Below are 14,571 nucleotides of genomic sequence, written 5' to 3'. Positions count from 1 at the left end.
AACCGCCGTTCCACGCCGGCCCCGATGCCTGCCGGCGTGGAACGGCCGTTTTCCGTTGCTGTTCCTTCGACTTCCGCGCGCGGAAGTCGGGTAGAGGAGAACGATGACCTCGATGACCTCCGACACAACGCGGCCGGCCCCGGCCACCGGGCCGCCCGGCCTGCGCCTGGTGATGCCCGTCGTCATGCTCGCCGTCTTCACCGTCCCGCTGTCCGTCTCCGGGACGGCGGTCGCGCTGGGCGACATCGCCGCGGACCTCGGGTCGTCGTCCACCGGCGAGCAGTGGGCCCTGAACGGCTACAACCTGACCTTCGCCTGCGCCACGCTCGTCTGGGGCTCGGTCGCGGACGTCATCGGACGGTGGCGGGCCCTGCTGATCGGCCTGCTGACCTTCGGCGCCGGCTCCGCGCTCAGCGTCCTGTCCTCCGGCTACTTGCTGCTGGACGCCTCCCGGCTGGTCGCGGGGGTCGGCGCGGGCGCCGTCTTCTCGGTCGGCTCGGCGATCATCTCCACCAGCTTCACCGGCGAACGCCGCACCCGGGCCTTCGCCCTGCTGGGCGCCGTCGCGGGCCTGTCGCTGGCCTTCGGCCCGTCGCTGTGCGGCCTGTTCACCCAGCTCGTCGGCTGGCGGCTGGTGTTCGGCTTCCAACTGGCCTGCCTGGTGGTCGCCTGCGCCGCCATGCCGCTGATCCGCCGGGCGACCGCCCACGGCACCCGGCGGACCGCCCGGATCGACGTGACCGGCGCGGTGCTGTTCTGCGCGGCGACCGGCCTGCTCCTCGGCGGCCTGGTGCTCGGCTCGCAGACCGGCTGGCTGTCCCCGCAGTTCCTGCTCTGCACGGCCGCCGGCCTGGCCGGCTACGGGCTGTTCGCCCGGCAGGAGGCCACCGCGCCGACCCCGCTGCTGAGCCTGCGCACCCTGCGCAACGCGCGGTTCTCCGGGATGACGCTGGTGATCGCGGTGGCGTCGTTCACCTTCACCAACGCGGTCGCCTACATCCCGGTGTTCTTCCAGGGCGCCTACGGCTCCTCGCCGGGCGAGAGCGGCGCCCTGCTGATGTTCATGACCATGCCGGTGCTGATCGCCCCGCTGCTCGCCGGCCGGCTGGTCGCGCGCGGCGCCGCCATGGACCGGATCCTCGCCTGGAGCATCGGCCTGCTGGTGGTGGGTCTGGTCCTGGCGGGCGCCGCCGCCCCGCAGGGGCTCGCCTGGATGGCCCTGCCGCTGGTCGTCGTCGGCGCCGGTTTCGGCCTCCAGGCCGGACTGGTCGACGGCGAGGCGCTGGCCCAGGTGCCCGAGCACGAGGCCGGCATGGGCGCGGGCTGGATCAACACCGTCCGCCTCGGCAGCGAGGCGATCGCGGTGTCGATGTTCGGCTCGCTCTTCGCGAGCTTCGTCGGCACCGCGACCCACGCCTCCGGGCGGGGCTTCGCGGCGATCACCATCGGCTCCACCCTGCTGGCGGCGGTGATCGGTGTGCTGGCCGTCCTGCTGCTCCGCCGCGGCGCGGCGACCGCCACCCCGAACCCTGCCCCGGCGGACACGTCGGCCCCCTGACCCGTCGGCGGGTCGGGGGGCCGGGGCGGGGCCGGGGCACCGGGGCACCCGGGGCGCCCGGGGCCGGACGCGTCAGCGGGTCAGGCTGGCGCGGTAGAGCGAGCGGACCAGCTCGGTGTCGACCTCGGGGTGCGGGTCGTTCTCCAGGTTGCCGCTGAGTCCGGCCACGAAGGTGTCGATGTCCCGCTCGGTGTAGCCCTGTTCGGCCAGCGACGTGGCCAGGCCGGTGCTCGCGAGCAGCGCGTCCACAGCGGTGGCGGCGTCCCGGTGGCCCAGGGTGTCCCCGATCGCGTCGAAGGCCTCGTCCGCGAAGGGGCGGGCGCTGCGCAGCCAGGCGGGGTAGAGCAGGGCCAGACCGCGGCCGTGCGAGAGCGGGTTGCCGGCGACGGCGCCCATGGCCTGCTGGAGGCGGTGCGGCAGGCAGGTGCTGACGGTGGTGACGTTCACCCCGCCCAGCAGGGCGGCCAGCGCCATCGCCTCGCGGGCCTCGGGCGTGGCCGCGCCGCGGGCCAGCCCGGGCAGATGGTCGCGGACCAGGGCGAGGGCCCGGTGGGAGTACGCCCGGCTCTGCGCGGTCGCGCGCCTGGCGACCGCGCCCTCGACCGCGTGGGCCAGGGCGTCGAAGCCGCTCTCCAGGGCGACGGCGACGGGCAGCCGGTCGGTGAGGTCCGGGTCGACGAGCGCGATCCTGGGGGCCACGTCCTCGCCGCGGATGCCGGACTTGAAGCCCCGCACCACGTCGGTGACGATGGCGCCCTGGGTGACCTCCGAGCCGCTGCCGGCGGTGGTCGGGACGGCGACGACCGGCAGCGCGGCGGCGGAGCCGGGCAGGGTGCGGCCGATCAGCTCGCGCACGGTGTCGGCGTCACCGGCGACCGCGACGGCCTTCGCCGCGTCGATGGCGCTGCCGCCGCCGAGGCCGACCACCAGGTCGCAGCCGCTCGCCCGGGCGAGCGCGAGCGCCTCGTCGATCTCGTCCGAGCGGGGGTTGGCGCTGATCCGGTCGAAGACCGTGACGGCGAGGCCGGCGGCGGTGAGCGAGCCGAGCGCCCGGTCCAGGATGCCGGTGCGGCGCATCGCGGTCCGGCCGCAGACCAGCAGGGCGTGGCCGCCCAGCGGGGCGGCGAGCGGGCCGAGCCGGTCGAGCACGCCCCGGCCGAGGACCACCCGGGTGGGGACGGGCAGGTCGTCCAGGTCGACGGTGCCGGGGTGCGGGTCGGTGGTCATCGTGGGCGGCTCCTCGCCGGGGCTGGTGCGGGGTCGGGTCGGTGCGGGGTCTGTGCGCGGTCCGTGCTCAGGGCCGGTGCTCGGGCCGGTGCTCAGGCCGGTGCTCAGGGCCGGTGCTCGGGGTCGGTGCGGGCGGCATTGGCGGCGAGTGCCTCGAACACCGCGCAGGTGCCCTCGACCAGGTACTGCAGGGCCGATCCCCCGCCGGTGGAGCGCGGCCCGTCCCAGGGCAGTTCGGCCACGGTGTCGCCGCCCAGCAGCAGCGTGCCGCCGGGGGCGTGCGCCCGGGCGGCGAGCACGGCCGCCGCCGCGTACCGGTTGCCCTCGGCGTGGCGGCCGGGGGTGCCGGCGACCAGGACCCGTCCGGCGCGGCGGAGCAGCTCGATCGCGCCCGGCTGGACCTCGAAGTCGACGATGGCGTGGTCGTCCGGCACGCCCCGGTCGAGCGGCAGGTGCCGGACGGTGCCGTCCGGGCCGGCCGCGACGACCACGCGCGGCAGGTGGATGCCCGCCCCGCCGGTGCGGGCCAGGACCTCGCGCGCCGCCCGGGCGCAGCCCTCGGGGTCGCTGCCCAGCTCGGAGCGGCCGATCCGGTGGCCGGTGACCGCGAGCAGGGTGTTGAGCACGACGCCGCCCGGGATCACCAGGTGGTGGGTGCGGGTGAGGCCGCGCAGGCCGATCAGCGTCTTCTCCGGTTTGACGCCGCCGAGCACCGCGACCGACGGGCCGTCGCCGGCGACGGCGCCGCCACCCGCGCTGTCACGGGCGCCGGCTGCCCAGGGGTCGAGGGCGCGGGCCTCCCCGACCAGGCCGGCCGCGGCCCAGCCGGGCAGATGGTCGAGCAGGCCGGTGTTGGAGGCGTGCCGCCGGTGCGCCTTGGAGAAGCCGCCGATCGCCACCCGGTCGCCCAGACCGGCCAGGGCGCGGGCGAGTTCGGGGTCACCGCGCTCCTCGCCCGGGTCGAGGCGGGTGTTGCCGAACAGCGCGATCTCCCCGGGGCCCAACTCCCGGGCCCAGGCCCGGGCGCGGGCCGTGCTGTTCTCCGGCAGGTAGCGCACCGGGCGGCCGAGCCGCCGGGAGAGGTAGTCGGCCAGGTAGTCCAGGTGGCGGGCGCTGCCGTCCTTGGCGCTGCCCTGGTGGCTGAGCAGGGCGGTCCGCGCGCCGGCGTCCGACAGCCGGGCGAGGTCGGCCAGTTCGACGTCGATCCGGCCGGTGTCGGCGAGCGCGGGACCGGCGTTGAACCCGGCCGAGTAGATCCAGCGCTCGCCGGGCGCCGGGGTGTGGTCGGCGAGCAGCCGCATCCCGGTCACAGGCCGTAGTGCCCGAGGCCGGCGCGCTCGTCCAGGCCGAACATCAGGTTCATGTTCTGGATCGCCGAACCGGCCGCCCCCTTGACCAGGTTGTCGGTCACCGCGACGACCTTGGCGAAGCCGCGCACCGGGTCGTAGTCCACCCCGATGTGGCAGAAGTTGGAGCCGGCCACCGAGGTGAGGCTCGGGTAGACGCCGTACTCCTTGGCGTTGAGCTTGCCCTGCTTGGCGAAGGTGTTGACGCGCACGAAGTGCTCGTCGGCGTAGTGCTCGCGGTAGAGGTCGAGCAGGGCGGCGCGGTCCAGGCCGGCCCGGGCCTCCGCGCGGACCGCGACGCTGGCCTGGATGTAGATGCCGCGGACGAAGTTGCCGTGGGCGGTGGTCATGTCGACGACGGGCTCGCGGCCGGCCAGCGGGGCGAGCTGGGTCTCCAGCTCGGGGGCGTGCCGGTGGCCCTCCAGGCTGTAGGGCAGCATCGAGGCGAAGGCCTCGGCGTGCATGATCTCGGTCTTCGGCTTGTTGCCCGCGCCGGAGGTGCCGTTGACGGCGGCGAGGTGGATCGCGGTGTCCAGGTCGGCGAGCCCGGAGCGCAGCAGCGGGGCGAGGCCGAGCACGGTGGTGATGGCGTAGCAGCCGGGGTTGGCCACCAGCCGGGCCGCGGCGACCCGGTCGCGGTACAGCTCGGTGACGCCGTAGACGGCCTCCGCCAGCAGCTGCGGGCTGGCGTGCTCCTCGCCGTAGACCTCGCGGTAGCGGTCGGCTTCGGCGAACCGGAAGTCGGCGCTGACGTCGACCACCTTGACGCCGCGCTCCAGGAAGTACGGCGCGGAGCGCATCGCCTCGCCCGAGGGGGTGCAGAAGAACACCACGTCGAGTTCGGCGGCCCGCTCGCGCAGCTGCTCGACGGTGGTGAAGGCGAGCCCGCTGCCGAGCAGGTTGGGGTGGACCCGTTCGAGGTCCTCGCCGCCGCGGGCGGTGGGCAGGATGGTGGCGACGCCGGGGTGGTTCAGCAGCAGGCGGCAGAGTTCGCCGCCCGCGTGCCCGGTGCCGCCGACGATGCCGATGGTGAGCGTCATGCGTGTCCTCACGGGGTGATGATGATCTTTCCGGTGGCCGGTTCGCCGGCCGCCATCAGTGCCAGTGCGGCGCCGGCGTCGGCGAGGCCGAAGCGGTGGGTGACCATGGGCCGCGGGTCGACGCTGCCCTCGGCGAGCCAGCCGATGACGGCGTGGAAGTCCTCGGCGGTGGACAGCGAGGAGCCGATCACCCGGACCTCCTTGCCGACCAGGGCGTTGACCGCGACGGCGGGCGGGCGGTCGAAGAAGCTGACCACGACCACGGTCCCGCCGGGCCGCACCGCCCGGACCGCCTCGTCCACCGCGCCCGGGTGGCCGGCGGCGACGAGCACCACGTCGGCCTCCGGTGCGGCCGGGCCCGGGGCGGCCTCGCCGGCCAGTACGTCGAGGTAGCCGTCGGCGCCGAGGGCCTCGGCGCGGCGGCCCTTGTCCGGGCCGAGGTCGGAGCAGACGACGGTGCCGAAGCCGAGCCGTTTGGCGGCGAGCAGGCAGCCGAGGCCGATGTTGCCCGCGCCGATGATCCGCACGGCCCGCCCGTCCGCCGGGCCGGCCAGGGCGACGGCGTGGTGGGCGATCGACAACGGCTCGACCAGCGCCCCGAGTTCCGGATCGGTGCCGGCGGGCAGGCGGTAGGTCATGGCGGGCCGCAGCGTCACGTACTGCGCGAAGGAGCCGTCCCAGCCGAGGTGGCACAGGTTGGCCTTGGCGGCGCACAGGTTGGTGCGCCCCCGGACGCACATCGGGCAGTCGCCGCAGTGCGCGTAGGCGGCGGCGCACACCAGCTCGCCCTCCGCGAACCCGCCGGCCGGGTTGACGACGGTGCCGCACAGTTCGTGGCCGAGCACGGTCGGCGCGGTCTTGTACGGATGGGCGCCGCGGTAGGTGGCCAGGTCGGAGCCGCAGATGCCGGTGGCGAGCACCCGGACCAGCAGCTCGCCGGGGGCGACCGGCGGCAGCGGGGTGCGCCGGTGCTCGATCCGGCCGTAGTCGGCCAGCACCGCACTGTCCATGATGTCCTGACTGGTCGTCAGCACTGGTTCGGCACCTCCTGGCCGGCCAGGGCGGCGACCACCGAGTCGACCAGGATGCGGCCGATCCGGACCTGCGAGTCCACCGACATAGCGCCGATGTGCGGGGTGATCACCACGTTGTCCAGCTCGTGGAGCCGGTTCGGACGGCCCTCCTCGGCCACCACGTCGAGCCCGGCACCGCCGATCCGGCCCTCGGCGAGCGCCTCGTACAGCGCGTCCTCGTCGACGACCAGGCCGCGGGAGACATTGACCAGCAAGGCGGTCGGCTTCATCGCGGCCAGCGCGGCGGCGTCGATCAGGTGGTGCGTCCGGTCGGTCAGCGGGACGGCCAGGCAGACCACGTCGGCGGCCGGCAGCAGCGTCTTCAGTGGCGCCAACTCGTAGTCGAGCCGCTCCAGTTCGTTTCGGCGGTCGTCGTCGGGACGGGCCACGTCGACCAGCACCCGCATGCCGAGGGCGCGGCCGAGCGCCGCGATCCGGGAGCCGATCCGGCCGTAGCCGACCAGACCCAGGGTCTTGCCGCCGAGTTCGACGCCGGAGAGCGCGGCCTTGTTCCAGATCCCGGAGCGCACCTGGCGGTCCGCGAGCGCCAGGTGGCGCCCGACCGTGAGCATCAGCCCGAGGGCCAGCTCGGCGACGGCCGGGGCGGAGACGGCGGGGATGTTGAAGACCGTCACGCCGGCCGCCCGGGCCGCCCCGACGTCGATGTTGTCGATCCCGGAACCCGCCCGGGCGATCACCTTGAGCCGGGCGGCCGCCGCGATGACGGGGGCGTCCAGTCGGACCCCGCTGCGCAGCACGATCACTTCCTGGTCGCGTACCAGCCCGAGCAGTTCGTCGACGGGCGGGCGCAGCGCCACGGTGACGTCGTAGCGTCGGCGCAGCTCGTCCAGCGCCCCCGGGTCGATCGGGTCGAGCACCAGGACGCGGGTGCGCGGCGCCTCTTCCCGCTGTGCCTCTTCCCGCTGCGCCCCGACCCGCTGCGCCCCGACCCGCAGCGCCCCGGCCCGCGGCGCCAGCTCGGCCAGCGCCTTCCGGTCGAGCTTTCCGGAGGAGGTGAGCGGCAGCTCCGCCACCGGGTGGAAGCGGTTGGGGACCAGCTGCGCGGGCATGGTGGCGCGGGCGAACCGCCGCAGGGCGGCGAGGTCCGGCTCACCCGGGCCGGACGGGACGACCAGCGCGGTCAGCAGTTCGTTGCCCGCGCCGTCCCGGACGACCAGCGCGGCCGCGTCGCGGACCTGCGGGGCGGCCCGCAGACCGGCCTCGACCTCGCCGAGCTCGACCCGGTGGCCGCGGAGCTTGACCTGCTGGTCGTTGCGGCCGAGGTAGGCGAGGGCTCCGTCGGGCAGCCGGCGGGCGAGGTCGCCGGTGCGGTACATCCGGCGGCCGTCGAGGGTGCGGAAGCGTTCGGCGGTGAGTTCGGGCCGGTTCAGGTAGCCGTCGGCGACCCCCGCCCCGGCCACCCACATCTCGCCGACCTCGCCGTCCGGGACCGACTGGAGGGCGTCGTCGCGCAGTTCGATCGCCAGATGGGGCAGCGGGCGGCCGATCGGCGAGGCGGCGCCGCCGGCCAGCTGCTCCGGGGTGAGCACCAGGTGGGTGGCGTGCACGGTGGTCTCGGTGATGCCGTACATGTTGACCATCACGGGCGCCGGGCCGGGTGCGGCGGCCGCGGCGGCGAGGAAGCCGCGCACCACGTCGAGGTCGACGCTCTCGCCGCCGAAGACCACGTACCGCAGCGCGGTCGCCGGGGCGCCCGAGTCGCCGTACTCCCGGGCCAGGTGGCGGAAGGCGGACGGGACCTGGTTGAGCACCGTGATCCGCTCGTCCGCCAGCAGCCGCAGGAAGTCCTCCGGGGCCTGCGCCGTGGCGGCGGGCACCGGGACGGCGGTCGCGCCGGTCGCCCAGGCGCCCCACAGCTCCCAGACCGAGAAGTCGAAGGAGGCGGAGTGGAAGAGGGTCCAGCGGTCGTCGGTGCCGAGCTCGAACAGCGGCAGGGTGGCCCGCAGCAGTTCCAGGACGTTGCCGTGGGTGACCACGCAGCCCTTGGGCACGCCGGTGGAGCCGGAGGTGTAGATCACGTAGGCCGGGTCGTCCGGGCCGGGTGCGGCCGCGACGGTCCCACCGGCCTCGGCGGGTCGGGCCGGCTCCGCCTCGACGGCCTCCGGGTCGATCACGGGCAGCGCGTCCAGCCCGCAGGCCGCGGCCCGGTCGGGGTCGCCGACCAGGGCCGCGAGGCCGGCGTCGGCGGCCATGAACCGGAGCCGCTCGGCCGGGTACGACGGGTCGAGCGGCACGTACGCCGCACCGGACTTCAGGATGCCGAGGATCCGGGCGGGCGCCCGGTGCGAGCGCTCCAGGAGCACGCCCACCAGGTCGCCGCGGCCCAGACCGGCGGCGGTCAGCCGGGCGGCGAGGGCCCCGGCCCGCCGGTCGAGCTCGGCGTAGCCGAGCCGCTCGCCGCCGCCGGCCACCGCCGCCGCGTCGCCGCGCACGGCGGCGACGCGGGCGAACAGCTCCGGCAGCGACCGGGCGCCGGCCACAAGGTCGGGCTGGTCAGACAGCTGCATGGTTGCCACCGACCGCCATCACGTCACCCTGGTCGACCGGCTTGTAGTAGTCGGTGGGGTGGACCTGATCGCCGAAGTCGCCGAACATCCGGCGCAGGCGCGGCGACATCCGGTCCAGCACCTCGGCGGGCTGCTGGAGGTAGTCGTGCGGACGGTGCCAGAGGTGCCCGTAGCGCAGGATGAAGGTCTTGCGCTCCTGGACCTTGTTGGGCGCCACCGCGTGCCACAGCGAGTACGGGAAGATCAGCACGTCGCCCGGCGCGGCCTTGACCTCCAGGGCGTCGTCGGGCAGCACCCCCTGGCGCAGCGGCTCGTCGAGCTCCTCGATGTAGCAGAGCGCCGTCCGGTCGGTCGGCACCTTGCGGTGGCTGCCGGGGACGAGCAGGAAGTTGCCGCTGTCGGACTTCGTGGTGTCGGTGAAGAACACCTGCGCCTTGATCTGCAGGCTCGGGCTGCCGTGGACGAGCCGCAGCTGCTGCAGGTACTCGCCGCCGTCGGTGTGCCAGTACTCCAGCGCCTCGTCCTGGAGCGAGCGGACGAAGATCTCGGTGCCGAGCAGCTGGACGCTGCCGGCGAGCAGCGACATCAGCGGGCCGACCAGCTTCGGGTGGTCGAGGAAGTAGTCCATGCCGGCGGTGCGGGCCACCGCGTCGCGCACCCGCACGGTGTGGGCGCGGTCGGTGAAGCTGGCGTGGTTCTCGATGGTCCGCGCGCCGTCGGCGACCACCTCGTCGATGACGGCGAGGCCGCGCTCCACCTCCTCGGGGCTGAACAGACCCTTGAGGTGGAGGTAGCCGTTCTGCTCGTAGCTCTCGAACTGCTCGTCGGTGAGCGGCGTCCAGTCGCGCTCGACGGCGGTCTCGACGGTCGACTCGCGAACGGTCGCGATGTGCATGCCGGTGTCCTGCATGGTGTTCTCCCTCGTCGACGGGTTGGTGGGCACGGGCGCGCCGGTCACGGGCGCAGCTCCTCGGCCCACCGGTGCAGCCGGGCCTCCACGGCGTCCCACAGGGCCAGGACGTCGGGGGCGGTGTACCAGTCGGTCTTGAACATGACGTTCACGGTGACGCCGTCCTCGTCCTCGTCCCAGAAGGTCGCGATCGCGGCGTCGTGCCAGCCGTTGGAGATCCGCAGCGGTGCGGTCCGCACGCCGGGGATCTCGATCTCGCCGACGCTGCGGCGCATGGCGAGCGGCCGGGCGTTGAAGGTGACGTACGGGACGGTGGCCTGCCGGCCGAGCGCCGGCGGGTCCATCAGGTCGATCAGGGCGGGCCACGGCAGGTCGCTGTCGTCGAGCGTGGTCAGGATCCGCTCGCGGAAGTGCCGCAGGTACCCCACCGGGTCGGGGTGCCGGCCGGGCTCGCTGGCCAGTACCGTCTTGCTGGCGAACCAGCCCACGGTGTGGGTGAGTCCGGGCAGTTCCCGGTTGGCGGTGGACAGCGTGGTGGCGACCACCGGGCGGCCCGAGCGCTCGTACAGCGCCCGGTGGAGCGCGGCGTGCATGAGGTTCAGGCCGGTCATCCGCAGCGGGCGGGCCGCCGCGGCGAGGTCGCGGCACAGCTCGCCCGGCAGTCGGCGGACGAAGTCCTCGTTCTCCTCGTACCGGATGCCGGTCGCGCCGCTGAACCCCTCGACAGGCATCGCCGGGATCGCGCCGACGCCGTCCAGCCGGGCGGCCAGCCGGGCGAGCGCGGCGCGCCCGGCCGGCGAGTCGACGGCGAGGTTCTGCCGGCGGACGAACTCCTGGAAGGGCAGCTCGACCGGCGGCAGCGGCGGCACCGCCGCGCCCACCTCCTGCCCGTAGAGCACGGCGAGGTCCCGGATCAGGGCGTTCAGCGACCAGCCGTCGCTCACCATGTGCTCGGTGACGAGCGCGAAGTACGTCTCCCGCGGCGAGCGCGGCAGCACCACCAGCCGGGCGACCGGCCCGTTCACCAGGTCGAAGGGCTCGATCACGGCGTCACGGACCGCGGCCCGGTCGGCCTCCTCGTCCGCCCCGGCGGGCAGCCGCCGGAGGTCCTGCGGCTCGGCGGCGCCGACGTGCCACAGCGCCCGGTCGGCGTCGAAGCCGCTGAGCAGGGCCGGGTGCCGGCGCTGCACGGCGTGCCAGGCGCGGTTCAGCGCGGCCGTGTCGAGGGTGCCGTGCAGGACCAGCGGCAGGGTGCTGTGGTGCGGGTTGAACACGCCCCGTTCGGCGTCCTCCCGGGTCTGGCCGAGCCGGTGCCGGTGGTTCCAGGAGGCCCGCAGGGTCTCACGCATGGTTCAGCTCCCGCTCCCGGACCAGGTCCGTGAGGGCCGGGAGCCCGTCCGGCGCGCCGGCCCGGACCATCGAGGCGCCGTCGTGGGCCCGGCGCCCGCCGTCGGCCCGCAGCGGGCGCAGCAGCAGCTGCGCCGGGTCGCAGATCACCTCGACCAGGGCCGGTCCGTCCTCGGCGAGCACGGTGGCGATGTCGGCGTCCAGGGTGCCGGTGTGCCGCAGCGTGCGGTACGGCAGCCGGAACGCGGTGGCGACGGCGGAGAAGTCGAGGGTCTCGGGCTCCTCCAGCTCCGGTCCCCCGACCAGCGCGGCCTGCGACTCGCGGATGGAGGCGTAGCCGCCGTTGTTCAGCACGAACACCTTGATGCCGAGCCCGTACTGGCTGATGGTGGCGAGTTCCTGGATGTTGAGCTCGATCGCGCCGTCGCCGACGATCACCAGCACCTGGGCGTCCGGCCGGGCGAAGGCCGCGCCGACCGCCATCGGCACGGCCGCGCCCATGTTGAGGAAGGCGGCCGAGGTGATCTCCCGCTGGGAGGCGGTGAACTCCAGGGTCTGGCCGGTGACGTAGTAGGCGCTGCCGGTGTCGACCACGAAGACGTGGCCGGGGCCGGTCTGCGCCTCCAGCCGGTCGACGAACCGGTAGGAGTTGATCGGTCCGTCCGGCCGCTGCTCGCCGACGGTCGGGTGGGCGGCCTTGAGCGCGGCGCACTCGGCGAGCCAGTCCTCGTGGGCGGGGGCGGCGGGTTCGGCCGCCTCCTCCTGGAGCGCCTCGACCAGCCGGCCGACGTCCATGCAGACCGGGAAGTCCACCCGGACGCCCTTCTTGGTCAGCTGCGAGGGGTCGATGTCGACCGCGACGACGGTGGCCTCCGGGTCGAAGGCGTCCGCGTCCTCGCCGACGAAGGCGGTGGAGAGGCTGGAGCCGAGCGAGATCACCAGGTCCGAGCGGCCCATGATCAGCCCCGGGTAGAGCCGGCCGCGGATGCCGCCCTGGCCGAAGCAGAACTCCGAGTCGTAGGGCAGCAGGTCGGTGCCCAGCCGGGAGGTGACCACCGGGATCCGCAGCTTCTCCACCACGGCCCGGAAGGCCGACACGGCGTCGGCCTGCCGGACGCCCTGGCCGGCGACGATCAGCGGGCGCTCGGCGGAGCGCAGCATGGTCATCAGCTGCCGGGCGGTCTGCCGGGCGCCGGAGCCGCGCGGTTCGGCGGCGGGCGGCTCGGCCCCCTCCAGGGCGTCCGGGTCGACCCGCGCGGCCTGGACGTCCAGCGGGATGTCCAGCCAGACCGGGCCCGGGCGGCCCTCCAGGGCGTGCCGGACGGCCTCGTCCAGGTGGCGGCGGATGTCGCCGGGGCGCTCCACCACCGCGGAGTACTTGGTCATGCTGCGGGCGCTGTGCACCACGCCGAAGCCCTGGACGCCGAAGGAGCGCACGCCCTCCTCCATGTGCCGGGTCTCGACCTGGCCGGAGACGACCAGGACGGGCACACCGTCGGCATAGGCGTCGACCAGTCCGGCCAGCGCGTTGACGGCGCCCGGGCCGCTGGTGACCAGTGCCACCCCGAGCTCGCCGGTCAGCTTGGCCGCGCCGGTGGCCATCAGCGCCGCCGCGGTCTCGTGCCGGGCGCAGATGGTCACCAGGCCGGACTGCTGGCTGAAGGCCTGGTCGAGGTGGATGGAGCCGGTGCCGGAGAGGCTGTAGCAGGTGCGCACGCCCAGCGCGTGCAGGTAGCGGGCCGTGTAGTCGGCCACGGTGACGGTCATGCCAGCCACTGCGCCACCCGCTTCGCCACGCCCTGCGCGGTCAGGCCGAAGTGCTCGTAGAGGAACTCGGCCGGGCCGATCGGCGCGTACTCGTTCGGTACGCCGAGCTGCAGCACGGGCACCGGGTGGGTGCGGACGACGGTCTCGGCGACCGCCCCGCCGAGGCCGCCGTTGAGCACGTGGTCCTCCGCGACGACCAGGCGTCCGCTGTGGCGCGCGGCCCGTCCGATCGCCTCCGCGTCGATCGGCTGGACCGAGCCCAGGTGCAGTACGCCGGCCCGGACGCCGTCGGCCGCGAGCAGTTCCGCGGCCTCCACCAGGCGGGTGGTGAGCAGGCCGGTGCCGACCAGGGTGACGTCCTCGCCCTCGCGCAGCTGCACCGAGCCGCCGTACGCGAAGGTGTGGTCGGCCGGGAACAGCTCGGGGGTGTCGAGCTTGCTGACGATCCGGATGTAGACCGGGCCGTCGTGGGTCATCGCCTCGCGCAGGGCGGCCACGGTGTCGTTCGGGGTGGCCGGCGCGAGCACGGTCATCCGCGGGATCGACCGCATCCAGGCGAGGTCCTCGACGGCGTGGTGGGTGCCGCCGAGCGCGCCGTAGGCGAGGCCGCTGACGAAGCCGCAGAACACCACGTTGGCATTGGTGTAGGCGGCGTTCTTGATCTGCTCCAGCGCCCGGGCGGTCAGGAAGCAGGAGGCCGAGTAGACGAACGGGCGCAGGCCGGCGTTGGCCAGGCCGATCGACACGCCGACGAGGTTCTGCTCGGCGATGCCGACGTCGACGAAGCGGTCGGGCAGCTCGGCCTGGAAGCCGAGCGCCGAGTGGGTCTCGGCCGAGTCGTTGTTGACGATGCAGATCCGCTCGTCGGTGCGCGCCAGTTCGAGCAGGGCCGCCGAGAAGGCGGCGGCGCAGTCAGTCGTCGGTGCCATGCTCAAGCTCCCGGAGTGCCTGGTCGAGAAGGTCGGGGGTCAGTCGGCGGCTGTGCCATTCGAGGTTGCGCTCCATGAAGGAGACGCCCTTGCCCTTGACCGTGGCGGCGATCAGGCAGGTCGGCCGGCCCGGCTCCAGCGGCGCGCCGCCGAGGACGGTCAGCAGTTCCTCGACGTCGTGGCCGTCGACGGTGCGCACGGCCCAGCCGAAGGAGCGCCACTTCTCGTCCAGCGGCTCCAGGGCGTTGATGTCCTCGGTGCTGGCGCCCTTCTGGGCGAGGTTGCGGTCGACGATGACGACCAGGTTCTCCAGCCCCCGCGAGGCCGCCAGCATCGCGGCCTCCCAGTTGCTGCCCTCCTGGAGCTCGCCGTCGCCGGTGAGCACGAAGGTGCGGCGGCCGGAGCCCTGGACCCGGGCGGCGAGCGCCGCGCCGACGCCGAGCGACAGGCCGTGGCCGAGCGAGCCGGTGTTGAACTCGATGCCGGGCACCCGGGTGGAGACCACCGTGCTGAGCCGCGAGTCAGCCGCTCCGTAGGTCGCGAGCTCCTCCTCGGGCAGGATGCCCCGGAGCGCGAGCACGCTGTACATGGCGGCCGAGGCGTGCGCCTTGCTGAGGATGAAGCGGTCGCGGTCCGGGTCGTCCGGGCCGCCGCGCAGCACGCCGAAGTGGAGCGCGCAGAGGATGTCCATGGCGGAGAGGTCCGCCCCGATGTGGCCGGTCCCGGCGGTGCTGACCGTGGTCAGCGCGAGTGCTCGGGCCCGTGCCGCCCGGCGGCGCACCAGCGCCACGTCTTGCGACGACAAGTCTTGATCCTTTCGGTGGGTCGGGGTCGTGGTCGAGGTCG

General features: G+C 74.5%; 11 protein-coding genes. 1 reads left to right on the top strand and 10 read right to left on the bottom strand.

Going from position 1 to position 14,571, the window contains the following annotated elements:
• Positions 1-112 precede the first annotated feature (112 nt).
• Positions 113-1,558, top strand: a complete 1,446-nt coding sequence (locus IF01_RS0138955; RefSeq protein WP_157855474.1) for an MFS transporter — start codon at positions 113-115, stop codon at positions 1,556-1,558.
• 72 nt (positions 1,559-1,630) lie between these two features.
• Here the strand turns inward: IF01_RS0138955 and IF01_RS0138950 are convergent, their stop codons facing one another.
• From IF01_RS0138950 to IF01_RS0138905, 10 genes are all read right to left on the bottom strand, one after another.
• The gene (locus tag IF01_RS0138950) at positions 1,631-2,785 is read right to left on the bottom strand and encodes an iron-containing alcohol dehydrogenase (protein WP_030398384.1); all 1,155 of its coding nucleotides are present in this window, start codon (positions 2,783-2,785) and stop codon (positions 1,631-1,633) included.
• Positions 2,786-2,889: 104 nt separating this feature from the next.
• Positions 2,890-4,086 carry a phosphoglycerate kinase gene (gene pgk / locus IF01_RS0138945; RefSeq protein WP_244215775.1) on the bottom strand — a complete coding sequence of 399 codons (1,197 nt, stop codon included), beginning with the start codon at positions 4,084-4,086 and terminating at the stop codon, positions 2,890-2,892.
• Between the two features lie 5 nt (positions 4,087-4,091).
• Positions 4,092-5,183, bottom strand: a complete 1,092-nt coding sequence (gene argC, locus IF01_RS0138940) for an N-acetyl-gamma-glutamyl-phosphate reductase (protein WP_233290332.1) — start codon at positions 5,181-5,183, stop codon at positions 4,092-4,094.
• Positions 5,180-6,205 carry a zinc-dependent alcohol dehydrogenase gene (locus IF01_RS0138935; RefSeq protein WP_094745750.1) on the bottom strand — a complete coding sequence of 342 codons (1,026 nt, stop codon included), beginning with the start codon at positions 6,203-6,205 and terminating at the stop codon, positions 5,180-5,182. The genes argC and IF01_RS0138935 overlap by 4 nt, the downstream gene beginning before the upstream one ends.
• A complete protein-coding gene (locus tag IF01_RS49455; RefSeq protein WP_078880715.1) occupies positions 6,199-8,772 on the bottom strand; it encodes an amino acid adenylation domain-containing protein in 2,574 nt (857 codons plus the stop codon). Before IF01_RS49455 ends, IF01_RS0138935 begins: the two co-directional genes overlap by 7 nt.
• A complete protein-coding gene (locus tag IF01_RS0138925) occupies positions 8,759-9,730 on the bottom strand; it encodes a phytanoyl-CoA dioxygenase family protein (RefSeq protein ID WP_030398379.1) in 972 nt (323 codons plus the stop codon). The genes IF01_RS49455 and IF01_RS0138925 overlap by 14 nt, the downstream gene beginning before the upstream one ends.
• On the bottom strand, positions 9,727-11,031 hold the full coding sequence (locus IF01_RS0138920; RefSeq protein ID WP_030398378.1) for a condensation domain-containing protein: 1,305 nt from the start codon (positions 11,029-11,031) through the stop codon (positions 9,727-9,729). Before IF01_RS0138920 ends, IF01_RS0138925 begins: the two co-directional genes overlap by 4 nt.
• Positions 11,024-12,796 carry a thiamine pyrophosphate-binding protein gene (locus tag IF01_RS51285; RefSeq protein WP_030398377.1) on the bottom strand — a complete coding sequence of 591 codons (1,773 nt, stop codon included), beginning with the start codon at positions 12,794-12,796 and terminating at the stop codon, positions 11,024-11,026. The genes IF01_RS0138920 and IF01_RS51285 overlap by 8 nt, the downstream gene beginning before the upstream one ends.
• Entirely contained in the window at positions 12,793-13,725 is a 933-nt protein-coding gene (locus tag IF01_RS0138910) for a transketolase family protein (RefSeq protein ID WP_030398376.1), read from the bottom strand. Before IF01_RS0138910 ends, IF01_RS51285 begins: the two co-directional genes overlap by 4 nt.
• Positions 13,709-14,530 carry a transketolase gene (locus IF01_RS0138905; protein ID WP_037782877.1) on the bottom strand — a complete coding sequence of 274 codons (822 nt, stop codon included), beginning with the start codon at positions 14,528-14,530 and terminating at the stop codon, positions 13,709-13,711. The genes IF01_RS0138910 and IF01_RS0138905 overlap by 17 nt, the downstream gene beginning before the upstream one ends.
• Positions 14,531-14,571: the final 41 nt, after the last annotated feature.

It is taken from the genome of Kitasatospora purpeofusca, from assembly GCF_000718025.1.
In the GTDB taxonomy this organism is placed as follows: domain Bacteria; phylum Actinomycetota; class Actinomycetes; order Streptomycetales; family Streptomycetaceae; genus Kitasatospora; species Kitasatospora purpeofusca.
This window is presented reverse-complemented; position numbering and strand designations above follow the sequence as displayed.